This is a genomic window from Actinophytocola sp. (assembly GCF_035762905.1).
Taxonomy (GTDB): domain Bacteria; phylum Actinomycetota; class Actinomycetes; order Mycobacteriales; family Pseudonocardiaceae; genus DASYTH01.
Genome location: NZ_DASUCC010000038.1, coordinates 1 through 15,960, shown reverse-complemented (window position 1 = coordinate 15,960; position 15,960 = coordinate 1). Strand labels below are relative to the sequence as shown.

At 71.7% G+C, this 15,960-nt stretch carries 15 protein-coding genes; 4 read left to right on the top strand and 11 right to left on the bottom strand.

The annotated features are described in order from the left end of the window. Positions 1-62 precede the first annotated feature (62 nt). Together icmF and VFV67_RS06935 are read left to right on the top strand one after the other, a co-directional pair. The gene (gene icmF, locus VFV67_RS06940; RefSeq protein ID WP_326468137.1) at positions 63-3,302 is read left to right on the top strand and encodes a fused isobutyryl-CoA mutase/GTPase IcmF; all 3,240 of its coding nucleotides are present in this window, start codon (positions 63-65) and stop codon (positions 3,300-3,302) included. 17 nt (positions 3,303-3,319) lie between these two features. Further along, a complete protein-coding gene (locus VFV67_RS06935; RefSeq protein WP_326468135.1) occupies positions 3,320-4,189 on the top strand; it encodes a 3-hydroxybutyryl-CoA dehydrogenase in 870 nt (289 codons plus the stop codon). Between the two features lie 12 nt (positions 4,190-4,201). Here the strand turns inward: VFV67_RS06935 and VFV67_RS06930 are convergent, their stop codons facing one another. From VFV67_RS06930 to VFV67_RS06920, 3 genes are all read right to left on the bottom strand, one after another. Beyond that, entirely contained in the window at positions 4,202-4,870 is a 669-nt protein-coding gene (locus VFV67_RS06930; RefSeq protein WP_326468133.1) for a response regulator transcription factor, read from the bottom strand. Next, a complete protein-coding gene (locus VFV67_RS06925; RefSeq protein ID WP_326468132.1) occupies positions 4,867-5,568 on the bottom strand; it encodes a sensor histidine kinase in 702 nt (233 codons plus the stop codon). Before VFV67_RS06925 ends, VFV67_RS06930 begins: the two co-directional genes overlap by 4 nt. Positions 5,569-5,732: 164 nt before the next feature. Next, entirely contained in the window at positions 5,733-6,311 is a 579-nt protein-coding gene (locus VFV67_RS06920) for a pyridoxamine 5'-phosphate oxidase family protein (protein WP_326468130.1), read from the bottom strand. Positions 6,312-6,386: 75 nt separating this feature from the next. Between VFV67_RS06920 and VFV67_RS06915 the strand changes: the two genes are divergently transcribed. Together VFV67_RS06915 and VFV67_RS06910 are read left to right on the top strand one after the other, a co-directional pair. Then, positions 6,387-6,926 carry a DoxX family protein gene (locus tag VFV67_RS06915; RefSeq protein WP_326468128.1) on the top strand — a complete coding sequence of 180 codons (540 nt, stop codon included), beginning with the start codon at positions 6,387-6,389 and terminating at the stop codon, positions 6,924-6,926. 129 nt (positions 6,927-7,055) lie between these two features. Next, a complete protein-coding gene (locus VFV67_RS06910) occupies positions 7,056-9,626 on the top strand; it encodes a bifunctional FO biosynthesis protein CofGH (RefSeq protein WP_326468127.1) in 2,571 nt (856 codons plus the stop codon). On the opposite strand, the gene VFV67_RS06905 is transcribed toward VFV67_RS06910, so the two are convergent. The 8 genes from VFV67_RS06905 to VFV67_RS06870 form a co-directional block, all read right to left on the bottom strand. After that, positions 9,616-10,446: a class II fructose-bisphosphate aldolase gene (locus VFV67_RS06905; protein ID WP_326468126.1), complete on the bottom strand. Its 831-nt coding sequence runs from the start codon at positions 10,444-10,446 to the stop codon at positions 9,616-9,618. The two genes, VFV67_RS06910 and VFV67_RS06905, sit on opposite strands and share 11 nt — an antisense overlap. After that, positions 10,443-11,354, bottom strand: coding sequence for an ROK family protein (locus VFV67_RS06900; protein ID WP_326468125.1), 912 nt, complete (start codon positions 11,352-11,354; stop codon positions 10,443-10,445). Before VFV67_RS06900 ends, VFV67_RS06905 begins: the two co-directional genes overlap by 4 nt. Further along, positions 11,354-11,968 carry a TetR/AcrR family transcriptional regulator gene (locus VFV67_RS06895; RefSeq protein WP_326468124.1) on the bottom strand — a complete coding sequence of 205 codons (615 nt, stop codon included), beginning with the start codon at positions 11,966-11,968 and terminating at the stop codon, positions 11,354-11,356. The genes VFV67_RS06900 and VFV67_RS06895 overlap by 1 nt, the downstream gene beginning before the upstream one ends. A gap of 11 nt (positions 11,969-11,979) precedes the next feature. Next, a complete protein-coding gene (locus VFV67_RS06890) occupies positions 11,980-13,137 on the bottom strand; it encodes an acyl-CoA dehydrogenase family protein (RefSeq protein ID WP_326468122.1) in 1,158 nt (385 codons plus the stop codon). Then, positions 13,134-14,333, bottom strand: a complete 1,200-nt coding sequence (locus VFV67_RS06885; RefSeq protein WP_326468120.1) for an acyl-CoA dehydrogenase family protein — start codon at positions 14,331-14,333, stop codon at positions 13,134-13,136. Before VFV67_RS06885 ends, VFV67_RS06890 begins: the two co-directional genes overlap by 4 nt. Continuing rightward, positions 14,330-14,803, bottom strand: a complete 474-nt coding sequence (locus VFV67_RS06880; RefSeq protein WP_326468118.1) for a MaoC family dehydratase — start codon at positions 14,801-14,803, stop codon at positions 14,330-14,332. The genes VFV67_RS06885 and VFV67_RS06880 overlap by 4 nt, the downstream gene beginning before the upstream one ends. Before the next feature lie 10 nt (positions 14,804-14,813). After that, a complete protein-coding gene (gene fabG, locus VFV67_RS06875) occupies positions 14,814-15,596 on the bottom strand; it encodes a 3-oxoacyl-ACP reductase FabG (RefSeq protein WP_326468116.1) in 783 nt (260 codons plus the stop codon). A gap of 66 nt (positions 15,597-15,662) precedes the next feature. Continuing rightward, on the bottom strand, positions 15,663-15,960 hold a 298-nt coding region (locus tag VFV67_RS06870; RefSeq protein WP_326468115.1), incomplete at its 5' end, for an XdhC family protein.

Genomic DNA, 15,960 nt, shown 5'->3' with positions numbered 1-15,960 from the left:
ACATGCGAGAGTTCAGCCACACGGTGGTTGCATCTCCAATAGTAGGAAGTCAAACTATTTACATGGCTAGTGCACAGCTGCACCGCCCGGCGCACCCGGTCCGGTTCGTCACCGCGGCGAGCCTGTTCGACGGTCACGACGCGGCGATCAACATCATGCGCCGCATCCTGCAGTCCCAGGGCGCCGAGGTGATCCATCTCGGGCACAACCGGTCGGTGCGCGAGGTCGTGCAGGCCGCCGTCCAGGAGGACGTGCAGGGCGTGGCGATCAGCGCCTACCAGGGCGGCCACGTCGAGTACTTCAGCTACCTGGTCGAGCTGCTCGCCGAGCACGGCGCCGGCCACGTCCAGGTGTTCGGCGGCGGCGGGGGCGTGATCGTCCCCGAGGAGATCAAGCTGCTGCACTCGCGCGGCGTCACGCGCATCTTCTCGCCGGAGGACGGGCAGGAGCTGGGCCTGGCCCGCATGATCAACCTGATGGTCCAGGCCTGCGACACCGACCTGGCCGCGGCGGTCCCGGAGTCCTGGGACCCGCTGCTCGCCGGCGATCACCGGGCGCTGGCCAGGACGATCACCCTGATCGAGGCCGGCAGGCTGCCGGAACAGGCCCGCGCGGCCATCACGGCGGCGGCCGCCCGGCGCGCGGTCCCGGTGCTCGGCATCACCGGCACCGGCGGATCCGGCAAGTCCTCGCTGACCGACGAGCTGGTCCGCCGGCTGCGGGTCGACCAGCAGGACAAGCTGCGGATCGCGGTGCTGGCCATCGACCCCACCCGGCGGCGCGGCGGCGGTGCGCTGCTCGGCGACCGGATCCGGATGAACTCCCTGGACGGTGCGCAGGTCTTCTTCCGGTCGCTGGCGACCCGGGGCGCGGCGGCCGAGGTACCGGACGGGCTGGCCGACGTGATCGCCGCCTGCACGGCCGCCGGCAACGACCTGGTGATCGTCGAGACGCCCGGCATCGGCCAGGGCGACGCGGCGATCGTGCCGTTCGTGGGCACCTCGCTCTACGTGATGACGCCGGAGTTCGGGGCCGCCTCCCAGCTCGAGAAGATCGACATGCTGGACTTCGCCGACGCGGTGGCGATCAACAAGTTCGAACGGCGCGGCGCCGAGGACGCCCGTCGCGACGTGGCCCGCCAGATGGTGCGCAACCGGGAGGCGTTCGGCGTGCCCTGGGAGGACATGCCGGTGTTCGGCACCAGCGCGGCCACCTTCAACGACGACGGGGTGACCGCGCTGTACCAGCACCTGCGCGGGCTGCTGGCCGAGAACGGGCTGACCGTCGCCGAGGGCACCCTGGACCCGGTCGAGGGCCGGGTGTCCAGCAAGGCCGCCACGGTCGTGCCGCCGGCCCGGGTGCGCTACCTGTCCGACATCGCCGAGACGGTCCGGACCTACCACGCCCGCACCGGCGAGCAGGTGGTCGCCGTGCGCCGGCAGGATGCGCTCACCGAAGCACGCCAAGCACTCCAGGACGCCGGACGGTCCAGTTCGGACATCGACGAGCTTGCCGAGGAGGCCGCCCGCCGGGTGGACCGGGACAATGCCGAGCTGCTGGCCGGCTGGCCGAAGACCGCCGAGCGGTACGGCACCGACGAGTTCGTGGTTCGGGTGCGGGACAAGGAACTGCACACCCAGCTGTGGCGGGAGACGTTGTCCGGCAACCGGGTTCCCCGGGTCGCGCTGCCCAGGTTCGACGACCGGGCCACGCTGCTTCGGTTCCTGCGCAAGGAGAACCTGCCCGGCTCCTTCCCGTTCACCGCCGGGGTCTTCCCGTTCAAGCGGGACACCGAGGACCCGGCCCGGATGTTCGCCGGCGAAGGCGACGCGTTCCGCACCAACCGGCGGTTCAAGCTGCTGGCACACGGCGAGGCCACCCGGCTGTCCACCGCGTTCGACTCGGTCACGCTCTACGGCCGCGATCCGGACACCCCGCCGGACGTCTACGGCAAGGTCGGCACTTCCGGCGTCTCGATCGCCACGCTGGACGACATGAAGGCGCTCTACGCCGGGTTCGACCTGACCGCGCCGAGCACCTCGGTGTCCATGACGATCAACGGTCCGGCCCCGACCATCCTGGCGTTCTTCCTGAACACCGCGATCGACGCCCGGATCGAGAAGTTCACCGCCGAGCACGGCCGCGAGCCCACCGAGGCGCAGCGGTCCGAGCTGACCGCGTGGACGCTGGCCAACGTGCGCGGCACCGTGCAGGCCGACATCCTCAAGGAGGACCAGGGCCAGAACACCTGCATCTTCTCCACCGAATTCTCTCTGCGGATGATGGCCGACATCCAGGAATGGTTCATCGCCAACAAGGTCCGCAACTTCTACTCGGTGTCGATCTCCGGCTACCACATCGCCGAGGCCGGGGCGAACCCGATCAGCCAGCTCGCCTTCACGCTGGCCAACGGGTTCACCTACGTGGAGTCCTATCTGGCCAGGGGCATGCACATCGACGACTTCGCGCCGAACCTGTCGTTCTTCTTCTCCAACGGGATGGACGCCGAGTACAGCGTGATCGGCCGGGTGGCCCGGCGGATCTGGGCGGTGGCGATGCGGGAGCGCTACGGCGCCAACGAGCGGTCGCAGAAGCTGAAGTACCACGTGCAGACCTCGGGCCGGTCGCTGCACGCGCAGGAGATGAACTTCAACGACATCCGGACCACCCTGCAGGCCCTGTGCGCGCTCTACGACAACGCGAACTCCTTGCACACCAACGCCTACGACGAGGCGATCACCACGCCCACCGAGTCCTCCGTGCGCCGCGCGATGGCCATCCAGCTGATCATCAACAAGGAGTGGGGCCTGTCGATGAACGAGAACCCGCTGCAGGGTTCGTTCGTCATCGACGAGCTGACCGACCTGGTCGAGGAGGCGGTGCTGGCCGAGTTCGACCGGATCTCCGAGCGCGGCGGGGTGCTCGGTGCGATGGAGACCGGCTACCAGCGCGGCCGGATCCAGGACGAGTCGATGCTTTACGAACAGCGCAAGCACGACGGCTCGCTGCCCCTGATCGGGGTCAACACGTTCCTGCCGACCAGGGGACACGAGGACCACGTGACCACGATCGAGCTGGCCAGGGCGACCGAGGAGGAGAAGCGGTCCCAGGTCGACCGGACCAGGGCGTTCCAGGAGGTCAACGCCTCGGCCGCGGCGCAGGCGCTCGGCCGGCTGCGGGCTGCCGCCGCCCGGGACGAGAACGTGTTCGCCGTGCTGATGGACGCCGCCCGGGTGTGCACGCTCGGCCAGATCACCGAGGCGTTCTTCGAGGTCGGCGGGCAGTACCGGCGCAACGTGTAACCGCTAGGGTCGAGGCCATGACGACGGGTGAGATTCGCCGGGTGGGAGTGGTCGGGGCCGGCCTGATGGGTTCCGGGATCGCCGAGGTGTGCGCCCGGGCCGGATTGGACGTGCTGGTCAACGAGGTGCACCCGGACGCCCTCGCGGCCGGCCGCAGGCGGATCGAGACGTCCCTCGGCCGAGGCCTCAAGCACGGCAAGCTGACCGAGGCCGACCGGGACGCCGCCCTGGCCCGGTTGGAGTTCAGCACCGACCTCGGCGCGTTCGCCGACCGCCAGCTGGTGATCGAGGCGATCGTGGAGAACGAGCAGGCCAAGACCGAGGTGTTCACCGCGCTGGACAAGGTCGTCGAGGACCACGACGCGATCTTCGCGTCCAACACGTCGTCCATCCCGATCATGAAACTGGGCATGGCCACCTCCCGCCCGCATCACGTGATCGGGGTGCACTTCTTCAACCCCGTCCCGGTGCTCAAGCTGGTGGAGCTGGTGCCGTCGCTGCTCACCGACGTGACCACCCGGGAGCGCGCCGAGGCGTTCGTCGAGCAGGCGCTCGGCAAGCAGGTGATCCTGTCCCAGGACCGGGCCGGGTTCGTGGTCAACGCACTGCTGGTGCCCTACCTGCTCTCGGCCATCCGGATGCTCGAGTCCGGCTTCGCCTCGGCCGAGGACATCGACAACGGCATGGTGCTCGGCTGCGCCCATCCGATGGGCCCGCTGCGGCTGACCGACCTGATCGGCCTGGACACCACCAAGGCGATCGCCGAGTCGATGTACGCCGAGTTCAAGGAGCCGTTGTTCTCCGCGCCGCCGCTGTTGCTGCGCATGGTCGACGCCGGCCTGCTCGGCAAGAAGAGCGGCCGCGGCTTCTACGAGTACACCGGCTGACCCGCCCCGGCCTCAGGACCCGTATTCGCCGCTCCTGGTGTCCGGCCGGAGCTTCGCGGCGTAGACCGCGGCCTCGGTGCGCCGGTCGAAGCCGAGCTTGTGCAGCAGCGTCGAGACGTAGTTCTTGACCGTCTTCTCGGCCAGGTAGAGCTGCGCGGCGATCTGCCGGTTGGTCAGGCCGAGCGCGATCAGGTCGAGGATCTTGCGCTCCTGCGGGGACAGCGTGCGGTACCGCGCATCCTCGTTTCGCCCGTGCCGCAACCGGTTCAGCACGGTCGCGGTCACCCCGGCGTCCAACAGCGAGCCGCCGTTGCCCAGCGTGCGCACCGCGGCGACGATGTCGTTGCCGGACACCTGTTTGATCATGTAACCGGCCGCGCCCGCCATGATCGCGCCGAACAGCGCCTCGTCGTCGGAGTAGGAGGTGAGCATCAGACAGGCCGGCGGCGGCAGGGTGGCCGAGCGGATGTCCCGGCACACCGTGACGCCGTCCCCGTCGGGCAGCTTCACGTCCAGGATCGCCACCTTCGGCCGGGCCGACGGGATCGTGGCGATCGCCATCGCCGCGCTGGACGCCTCGCCGACCACCTCGATGTCCGGCTCCACGTCGAGCAGCTGCCGGATTCCTCTGCGCACGATCTCATGGTCGTCCACCACGAACACGGAGATGGTCGACGTCACGGAGTTGCCTCCAACGGCTCCGCCCCTGATTCGATGGCCTCCGACGTGCGGTCCAGCGGAACCCCCCACCAGACCCTGGTTCCGCCCCCCGCCGGAGCGGAGACGTGGCACGTCCCCCGCAGCCTAATCGCTCGCTGCGCGATATTCACCAACCCGCTGCGCCGAGTCGGGCCACGGGGCAATCCGCGCCCGTCGTCGGTGACGATCAGCTCGAGCCGCCGGGCCGCCCGGTCCACGGTGACCATGACGCTGACCGTGCGCGCGTTCGCGTGCCGGATCACGTTGGACAGCGCCTCCCGCAGGGTGGCGATCAGGTCCAGGTGCACCTCGGGCGGCACCACCGAGTCCAGCGGCCCCTCCAGTTGCACGGTCGGCTCGTAGCCGAGCGAGGCGGTGGCCTCGGAGATCGCCCGCAGCACCTCGCCGCGCAGGCTGGGCGCGGAGTTGGGCCGCTGCTGGAGCAGGAAGATGCTGCGCCGGATGTCCCTGATGGTCTGGTCGATGTCGGCTACGAAGGCGGGCAACCGGTCCTCGGCGAGCGGCCCGGACATCTGGTAACCCAACGCCTTGATGCCCAACCCGATCGCGAACAGCCGTTGGATCACCAGGTCGTGCAGGTCCCGGGCGATCCGGTCGCGCTCCTCGAAGACCGCGCGGTCGATCATCTCCCGAACGTCGTCACCCTGGCCCTCGGTCAAGCCGCACACCGCCTCCGGTCGGCACTGAACCCGCCCCCCGAGTTCGCTGGTGCTATCGCCGACCACACGCTCAGTGATACACATTTGGCGTAATGTGACGGAAGGTGATCCAGTGGTCCCGACTCGTAGGCGGAAACGGTGTTTTGCCCGCGGTACCAACGGGTTTAGCGGGGCGGCAGCGGCAGCGGGAGGGCCGGCAGCCCGTCGATGCTGACCGGGTTGTGCTCCTTGGCCGCGCAGTAGGCGGCGAACTCCTCGTCGGTCTTGCGGCCGAAGTACCGGGCATGGGTGTCCCGCTCGCCGGTGTACTCCATGAACGGCACCGCGTAGCCGCAGGTGTCGCTGATCCGGAGCGCGGCGACCACGATGATCGCGCGCAGCCCGGGGCCGTCCGCGTCCGGGGCGAACCGGGCCAGTAGCTCAGGAAACCGCGGGTCGTCCCGGAACACCGGCTCGCCGGTGCCGTGCACCCGCACGATCTTCGGCGGCCCGGTGAACGCGCACCACATCAGCGTGATCCGGCCGTTCTCCCGCAGATGCGCGATGGTCTCCGCGTGGCTGCCGCCGAAGTCCAGGAATGCCACGGTTTTCTCGTCCAGCACGACCAGGGTGCCGGCCCGGCCCTTGGGGGAGAGGTTGACGTGGCCGTCGCCGGCCAGCGGCGCGGTCGCCACGAAGAAGACCATCGCCTGCTCGATGAAAGTACGCAGCCGGCCGTCGATCCGGTCGTAGAGCTTGCCCATGAATCCAGTATCGCCTGGTTGGCGCCGGGGAAAGCGGGGTACGCCTCCGGTCAGGAGCCGACCCAGGAGGCCGACATGATCCTTCGTCGAGTGGCCCGCCCGCTGCTGGCCACGATCTTCGTGTGGGGCGGCGTCAACGCGCTGCGCCACCTCGAGGGTCACATCCAGACGGCCAAGCCGTTCCTGGACGAGACCGTCGCGAAGAACACCGACCGGCTGCCGGACTCGGTGCCGACCGAGCCGCGCACGCTGGTTCAGCTGGACGCGCTGGTCAAGATCGGCGCCGGCCTGGCGTTCGCGTTCGGCAAGCTGCCAAGGCTTTCGGCGCTGGTGCTGGCCGGCACGCTGGTCCCCACCACGCTCGCCGCCCACCAGTTCTGGACCCTCGAGGACGAGGGCGAGCGATCCGCCCAGCAGGTTCAGTTCCTGAAGAACCTCGGCCTGTTCGGTGGCCTGCTGATCGCCTCCGCCGACACCGAGGGCCGCCCGTCGCTTGGCTGGTGGGCCCGCCGCACCGCCACCAAGGTCGGCGAGCGCGCCCAGGACGCCGCCGAGACCGTCGCCGACACGGTCAGCGAGACTCCGCGCCGGGTGCGCGAACTGCTGCCTGGCTGACGGACGAACGGCGCTCCGCGGTCCCGGCCCGTCCCAGTGGGACGGTGTGTGGCGGAATGAACCGCGCGGGTGGGGAGTTACGGGCGATAGGTTGGCCCTGTTGCCCGCCCCCGAGGAGGTTCACCCACCGTGACCGAGGGTTTCGTCCCCACCGAGGCGTCCATCCGGCGGGCGCTGCGCCGCGCGCGGGACGGCGTTCCACTTGATCCGGTCGAGGCCGAGGTCCTGCTGCACGCCCGCGGGGCGCACCTGGACGCGCTGTTCGACGCGGCGGGCCGGGTGCGCGACGCCGGCCTGGCCGCCGCCGACCGGCCCGGCGTGGTCACGTTCTCGCGCAGCGTGTTCATCCCGCTCACCAAGCTGTGCCGGGACCGCTGCCACTACTGCACGTTCGCCACCGTGCCGCACCGGGTGCCGGGCGCGTACCTGAGCCCGGACGAGGTGCTCCGGATCGCCGCGGCGGGCGCGGCGGCGGGGTGCACCGAGGCGCTGTTCACCCTCGGTGACCGGCCGGAGGAGCGCTGGCCGGCGGCCCGGACCTGGCTGGACGAGGCCGGCTACCCGGACACGCTGTCCTACGTCCGGGCGATGGCGATCCGGGTGCTCGAGGAGACCGGACTGCTGCCGCATCTCAACCCGGGCGTGCTGAGCTGGACCGAGCTGCAGCGGCTCAAGCCGGTCGCCGCGTCGATGGGCATGATGCTGGAGACCACCAGCGAGCGACTCTGGGCGGAGCCGGGCGGCCCCCACTACGGCTCGCCGGACAAGGAGCCCGCGGTCCGGCTGCGGGTGCTCGAGGACGCCGGGCGCACCGCGGTGCCGTTCACCACCGGCATCCTGGTCGGTATCGGCGAGACGCTGGCCGAGCGGGTGGACTCGCTGTTCGCGATCCGCCGGGTGGCGCGGCGCTACGGCGGCATCCAGGAAGTGATCGTGCAGAACTTCCGGTCCAAGCCGGACACCGCGATGCGCGGCACGCCCGACCTGGAGGCCGGCGAGCTGGCCGCCACCGTGGCGGTGGCCCGGCTGGTGCTCGGACCGAAGATGCGCATCCAGGCGCCGCCCAACCTGATCGCCGGCGAGTTCGAGCTGCTGCTGCGGGCCGGGATCGACGACTGGGGCGGGGTGTCCCCGCTGACCCCGGACCACGTCAACCCGGAGCGCCCGTGGCCGCAGATCGAGGCGCTGGCCGAGCGCACCGCGGATGCCGGGTTCCGGCTGGCCGAGCGGCTGCCGGTCTACCCGGAGTACGTGCGGCGCGGTGAACCGTGGCTGGACCCGCGGATCCGCGGCCACGTCGACGCGCTCGCCCACCCGCGGACCGGGCTGGCCTCCGGAGCGGCCCCGGCCGGGCGCCCCTGGCAGGAGCCCGAGGTGGCCTTATCCGCCTCCGGCCGCACCGACCTGTACGCGGCGATCGACACCGAGGGTCGCACCGCCGACCGGCGGGACGACTTCGACTCGGTGTACGGGGACTGGGCGGAGCTGCGCGCCGCGGTGCCGGCCCGGCGTGACCCCGCCCGGCACACCAGGGCCGAGTTCCGGACCGCGCTGCGGCACGCCGAGTCCGACCCGGGTGGACTGTCCGATGCGGACGCGCTGACGCTGCTCTCGGCCGATGCCGGCCCGGAGATCGAGGCGCTGGCGGCGCTGGCCGACACGGTGCGCGCGGACGCGGTGGGGGACACGGTGACCTATGTGGTCACTCGGAACATCAACTTCACCAACGTGTGCTACACCGGCTGCCGGTTCTGCGCGTTCGCCCAGCGGCGCACCGACGCCGACGCGTACACGCTCTCGCTCGAGCAGGTCGGGCAGCGGGCCGAGCAGGCCTGGAGCGTGGGCGCCACCGAGGTCTGCATGCAGGGCGGCATCCACCCGGACCTGCCCGGCACCGCGTACTTCGACATCGCCGCCGAGGTCAAGCGCCGGGCGCCCGGCCTGCACGTGCACGCCTTCTCGCCGATGGAGGTGGTCAACGGCGCCAGCCGGGCCGATCTGTCCATCCGGGACTGGCTGACCGAGGCACGGGCGGCCGGGGTGGACTCGCTGCCCGGTACCGCCGCGGAGATCCTGGACGACGATGTGCGCTGGGTGCTCACCAAGGGCAAGCTGCCGGCGTCGGCCTGGATCGAGGTGGTCACCACCGCGCACGAGCTGGGCATCCCGACCACCTCGACGATGATGTACGGACACGTGGACAACCCGACGCACTGGGTGGCGCACCTGCGGCTGATCCGCGAGCTGCAGGAGCGCACCGGCGGGTTCACCGAGTTCGTGCTGCTGCCGTTCGTGCACACCAACGCCCCGCTCTACCTGGCCGGCATCGCCCGGCCCGGCCCGACCGCGCTGGAGAACCGGGCGGTGCACGCGCTGGCCCGGCTGCTGCTGCACGGGAGGATCGACAACATTCAGACCAGCTGGGTCAAGCTCGGCGACGGGGGCGTCGTGGACGTGCTGCGCGGGGGCGTGAACGACCTCGGCGGCACCCTGATGGAGGAGACCATCAGCCGGATGGCCGGCTCGGAGAACGGCAGCTACAAGACGATCGCCGGCCTGGAGGCGCTGGCCGCGGCGGCCGGTCGTCCGGCCCGGCAGCGCAGCACCACCTACGGCGCGGTGCCCGCCGAGCGCCTGGCCACCGCGCGCGAACACGACGGCGTGTGGCGGCCCACCCTGCTGCCGGTGGTCAACCGCTGAGCAGCGTGAGCAGCCGGGCCGCCTCGGCGGCCATGGCGTCGCGGCCGGGGCCGGTGTAGCGGCGGGGGTCGACCAGGTCCGGGTCGGCGGCCAGGCGGGCGCGGACCGCGCCGGTGTACGCGCCGTTCAGGTGGGTCGCGATGTTGACCTTGGTGATCCCGGCGACGACGGCCTTGGCCAGGTCGGCCTCGGGCACGCCGGAGGAGCCGTGCAGCACCAGCGGAACCGGCACGGCGGCGCGCAGCCGGGCGATCAGGTCGAGGTCCACGTGGGCGGCCCTGGTGCGCATCGCGTGCGCGGTGCCGACCGCGACCGCGAGGGAGTCCACGCCGGTGCCGGCGACGTAGCGGCGGGCCTCGTCCGGGTCGGTGCGGGCGCCGGGGAGGTGCACGCCGTCCTTGCCGCCGACCTCGCCCAGCTCGGCCTCGACGGCGACGCCGCGGGACCGGCAGTAGCCGGCCACCTCGGCGGTCGCGGCCACGTTGTCCGCATAGGACAGTGCCGAGCCGTCGAACATGACCGAGCCGATGCCCAGTGCCACCGCCGCGTGCACCAGGTCCGCCCCGGTGGCGTGGTCGAGGTGCACGGCCACCGGCGCCGCGGACGACCGGGCCACCGCCAGGGTGGCCAGCGCCAGCGGCTCCAGCGCGCCGTGGAACCGCACGGTGTTCTCGCTGATCTGCAGGATCACCGGCCGCCCGGCCGCTTCCGCCCCGGCGACCAGCGCCTCGGCGTGCTCGAGCTGGATGACGTTGAACGCCCCGGCCGCACCGCCCGCGGCGGCCGCCGCGGCCAGGATCTCGCCGATCGGCACGATCATGCCTCGCGCACCGCCCGCCAGGCCAGCAGCCCGGAGCCGATGCAGCCGGCGTTGTCGCCGAGCGCCGCCGGCACGATCCGGGGCCGGCGGTGGAAGGTCAGCCGGCCCGCCAGCTCCGCGCGCAGCGGCCCGAACAGCACCTCGCCCGCCTCGGCCAGCCCGCCGCCGATCACGATCACCTCGGGCGCGAGCAGCACCACGGCCATGGTCAGGGCGGTGGCCAGGGCGCCGATCGCGTCGTCCCACACCCGCCGGGCGACCGCGTCCCCGGCCAGCATCCGGGCCACCACCGCCTCGGCACCGGACACCGGCTCGCCGGCCAGCTCGGTGTACCGGCGGGCGATCGCCGCCGCCGAGGCCAGCGTCTCCAGGCAGCCGCGCGCCCCGCAGCCGCACACCGCCCCACCCGGGTCGGTGACCGCGTGCCCGATCTCCCCGGCGAACCCGCCCGCGGTCAGCTCGTGCCCGTCCACCAGGAACGCCGCGGCGATCCCGGTGCCCAGGGTCATGAACATCGCGTTGCGCACGCCGACCGCCGCGCCCACGGTGAACTCGGCCAGCCCCCCGGTGCGCACGTCATGCCCGATCCGCATGGGTAACCGGGTACGGGCCACCAGCGCCTCGCGCAGCGGCAGGTCGCGCCAGCCGAGGTTGGCGGTGAACCGGACCACGCCGAGGTCGCCGTCGACGATCCCGGGCACCGCAACGCCCAGCCCGGACACCGCCGCGCCGAGCGTGGCCGCGTGCCCGGACAGCGTCTCGACCAGCTCGGCCAGCTGATCCACCTCGACCACCCCGGCCCGGCGCCGGGTCGGCACCCGCACGGTGTGCACCGGGTGCAGGTCCGGGTCCACCAGCGCCGCCTTGATCGAGGTGCCGCCGAGGTCGATCGCCGCTACCAGATCCATCAGCGAATCTTGGCACCCAGCATGCTCATTACAAGGTCGGCGTACTGCCGGCCGAGCGCCACCGGAGCGGGCTTGCCGCCGTCGGTGTACCAGCGGGCCACGTCGATGCCCAGCGAGAGCACCGCCCGGGCCGCGGTCCGCACGTCCGGCACCGCGAACACCCCGGCCCGCACCCCGTCGCTGATCACGTCCCGGACCAGCTGCTCGGTGCGCCGGCGCAGGTCGGCGACCACCCGGTAGTCCTCCTCCGGCAGCGCCTGCAGCTGGTACTGCACGACCCGGGCCACCCGGTGCCGCTTGGCGTGCCAGGCCACGAACTTCTGGGTGACCAGCCGGATCGCCTCGACCGGTTCCGGGGTGTTGACCACCACGTCCCGGACCATCTCCAGCGCCTGCTCATGCCCGCTGCGGCTGATCGCCGAGAGCACCGCCGCCTTGGACGGGAAGTGCACGTACAACGCGGCCGGGCTCATCCCGGCCGCGTTGGCGATGTCCCTGGTCGTCGTCGCGTGGTACCCGCGGCTGGCGAACGAGTCGATGGCCGCGGCCATCAACCGGCGTGCCGCATCCGGTTTGACGTCCGGCCACAGATCCTCCGGCAGGGGCTCGGTCATGGCGAGAGAACTTAAACCGCCGGGCCCGGCAGGTCGACCAGCGGGGCGAGCAGCGCGCGGTGTTGGGCCGGGGTGCCCAGTGCGATCTCGTCCGCCTTGGCGCGCTTGAGATACAGGTGTGCCGGGTGCTCCCAGGTCATGCCGATCCCGCCGTGCAGCTGGATGCACTCCTCGGCGGCGTACACGGCGACCGAGGCGCACAGCGACTGCGCCACGCTCACCGCGACCCGTAAGTCCGGATCGCCCGTGGCCAGCGTGTCCGCCGCGTACCTGGCGGCCGCCCTGGCCAGCACGAGCTGCTCCCAGATGTCGGCCATCCGGTGCTTGAGCGCCTGGAACCCGCCGACCACGCGGCCGAACTGCTTGCGCTCCTTGAGGTAGCCGACCGTGCTGGCCAGGCACCACTCGGCGATGCCGAGCTGCTCGGAGGCGAGCAGGCCGGCCCCGGTCAGCAGCGCCGAGCGCAGCGCCGCCTCGGCGCGGTCCGGACCGGCCAGCCGGGTGGACCCGGCGCCGGACAGGGTCACGTCGCCGATCGGCCGGGTCAGGTCCAGGGACACCACCGGGGTGACGGTGACGCCCGGGTCCGCGGTGCGCACCGCGTGCAGCTCCGGCCCGTCCGGACCGATGACCGGCACCACGAGCAGATCCGCCACCAGCACGTCGGCCACCGAGGTCAGCCGGCCGGACAGGCCCCCGCCGGTGACCTCGACACCGGCCGGGAAGGCCGACCCGGGCGCGGTGGAAAGCGGGACACCGAGCGTGCCGGTGGACTCGCCCGCGGCCAGCGCGGCGAGCAGCCCGGCCACCTCGGCGCCGGGTCCGGCGCCGAGCAGCGTCGTGGTGGCCAGCACCGCGCTGCCGAGGAACGGCACCGGCGCGATGTGCCGGCCCAACTCCTCGAGCACCACCGCGGCCTCCCGCGCGGTGGAGCCGTGCCCGCCCTGCTCCTCCGGGATGAGCAGCGCGGCGGCCCCCACGTCGGCGGCCAGCGTGCGCCACAACTCCAGGTCGTAGGGCTTGTCGGTCTCGCACCGGGCCAGCACCGCCGTGGCCGGGCAGCGGTCCGAGAGCAGGTCGCCGACGCTGGACCGCAGGTGGTTCTCGATGTCGGTGTAGAGCAGGTTGGGCGAGGTCCGCTGGCCGGACTCGAGCGCATTGACGGTCATCGCGGCAGGTCCTTCCACGGCACGTCCTTGTCCACCCGCGGCTCGGACGGCAGCCCGAGCACCCGTTCGGAGATGATGTTGCGCAGGATCTCCGAGGTTCCGCCCTCGATCGAGTTCCCCTTGGCGCGCAGGTAGCGGTAGCCGGCTTCGCGGCCGAAGAAGTCGATGGTCTCCGGGCGGCGCAGCGTCCAGTCGTCGTAGCGCAGCCCCGCCTCGCCGAGGAAGGTCACCTCCAGGCTGGTCAGCTGCTGCTGGAGCCGGGCGAAGGTGAGCTTCATGGCCGAGCCGTCCGGTCCGGGCGCGCCGGCGGCGAGCTGCTGACGCAGCCGGATTCCGGCCAGCCGCAACGCCTCCGCCTGCACCCACAGCTCGAGCAGCCGGTCGTGGCCGGCCGCGGTGCGCAGCTCCGGGTGGTCCCGCCAGGTGCCGGCCACCGAGCCGATCATGCCGGCCCCGCGCGGGACCGGCCGGCCGCCGATCGCCACCCGCTCGTTCATCAGCGTGGTCTGGGCCACCCGCCAGCCCTCGCCGACCGCGCCGAGCCGGTGCGCGTCCGGGATCCGCACGTCGGTCAGGAACACCTCGTTGAACTCGGCCTCGCCGGTGATCTGCCGCAGCGGCCGGACCTCGACGCCGGGCGCGGTCATGTCGACCACGAAGTAGGTCATGCCGAGGTGTTTGGGCACGTCCGGGTCGGACCGGGTGAGCAGGATCGCCCACTCGGCCAGGTGTGCCGAAGAGGTCCAGACCTTCTGCCCGGTGACCAGCCAGTCGTCGCCGTCCCGAACCGCCCGGGTGGCGGCCGAAGCGAGGTCGGAGCCGGCGCCCGGCTCACTGAACAGCTGGCACCACACCTCCTCGCCGGTCCACAATGGACGAAGGAAGCGGTGCTTCACCTCGTCGCTGCCGAACGCCAGGATGGTCGGCGCGGCCATGCCGAGGCCGATGCCGATCCGGCGTGGATCGTTGTCCGGGGCGTTCGCCGCCGCCAGCTCCTTGTCCACAACGGACTGGAGCTCGCGCGGGATGCCGAGCCCGCCGAGCCCGACCGGGAAGTGCACCCAGGCGAGCCCGGCGTCGAACCGGGCCCGTAAGAACTCCAGCGGCTCGGTGCCGGCCGGGTCGTGCGCGGCGAGCAACTCACCGACCAGGCGGCGCAGCTCCTCGGCGTGCACCGGTTGTTGGGTCTGCGTCATGAATCCTCTTTCGGCCCGGCGGGAATGAGCAGGACGACGGTCTCGGCCACGCAGGCAGGCTTGGCGCCGCCCTCGATCTCGACCGTGGCGCGCGCGATGAGCTGCTTGCCCTGCTTGGCATCCAGCACGTCGACCAGCTCGACGCCTGCGCGCACCCGCGATCCGACCGGCACGATCGACGGGAACCGGACCTTGTTCGATCCGTAGTTGATGCCCATGGTCAGGCCGTCCACCCGGTAGACGTCCTTGGTGAGCACCGGAAGCAGGGACAGGGTCAGGTAGCCGTGGGCGATCGTGGCGCCGAACGGGCCGGTGGCCGACTTCTCGGTGTCCACATGGATCCACTGGTGGTCACCGGTGGCGTCGGCGAACTGGTTCACCTGCTCCTGGGTGACCGTGTGCCAGTCGCTGTAGCCGAGGTGCTCGCCCCTGGCGGCCTCCAGCTCGTCCAGGTTGGCGAAGACGCGCATGGTCCCTCCCTCAGTCCTTGGGCCCGCCGGCCACGTAGATGACCTGACCGGAGACGAACGAGGCCTCCTCGCGCACGAAGAACGACACCACAGCGGCGATGTCCTCGGGCGTTCCGGTGCGGTTGACCGGGATCTGCGAGGCGGCCGCCTTCTTGAAGTCCTCGAACGGCACGCCGATCCGCTCCGCGGTGGCCGCGGTCATGTCGGTCTCGATGAAGCCGGGAGCGATGGCGTTCACCGTGACGCCGAACTTGCCCAGCTCGATGGCCAGCGTCTTGGTGAAGCCCTGCAACCCGGCCTTCGCGGTGGAGTAGTTGGCCTGGCCGCGGTTGCCGAGCGCGGAGGTGCTGGACAGGTTCACGATCCGGCCCCAGCCCTGCTGGGTCTGGTGCGCCTGGACCGCCCGGCTCATCAGGAAGGACCCGCGCAGGTGCACCCCGATCACCGCGTCCCAGTCCCCGTCGGTCATCTTGAACAGCAGGTTGTCCCGGGTGATCCCGGCGTTGTTGATCAGCACGGTCGGCGGCCCGAGCTCGTCGGCCACCCGCTGCACCGCCCCGGTCACCGCGTCGCCGTCGCTGACGTCGGCTCCCACCGCGATCGCCCGACCCCCCGCGTTCTCGATCGCGGCCACGGTCTCCTTGCAGCTCGACTCGTCCAGGTCGACCACGGCGACGGCGAACCCGTCGCTGGCCAGCCGCTTGGCGACAGCGGCGCCGATGCCTCGCGCGGCGCCGGTCACGATCGCGACACGGGACACGGTCACAAGTTCCTCCACAGCTCGATTCGACATGAGGTAAGCAAGCGCTTAGCAAGGTACCCGCAGGTCGAGCCGCTGTCCACCGGCGCGGTAGGTGACCTAGAACTCGAAGCCGCCCTTGCGGCCGTTGCGGTCGGCGAGGAGGCCGGCGAGGGTGGAGATGGCGATCTCGGGTGGGGTGCGGGAGCCGATGTTGAGGCCGATCGGGCGGTGTACCCGGTCGATGTCGGCCGGGGTGACGCCGAGGTCGCCGAGCGCGGTGACGTGCGGCGCGGGGTGGCGGGGGTTGCCCATGACGCCGACCCAGCGCACCGGCAGGGCGAGGGCGTCGCGCAGCATCGGGCCGAGCTCGATCCGGTGGTGGTCGGTGACCACGACGTCGGTGTTGGCGTCGAGG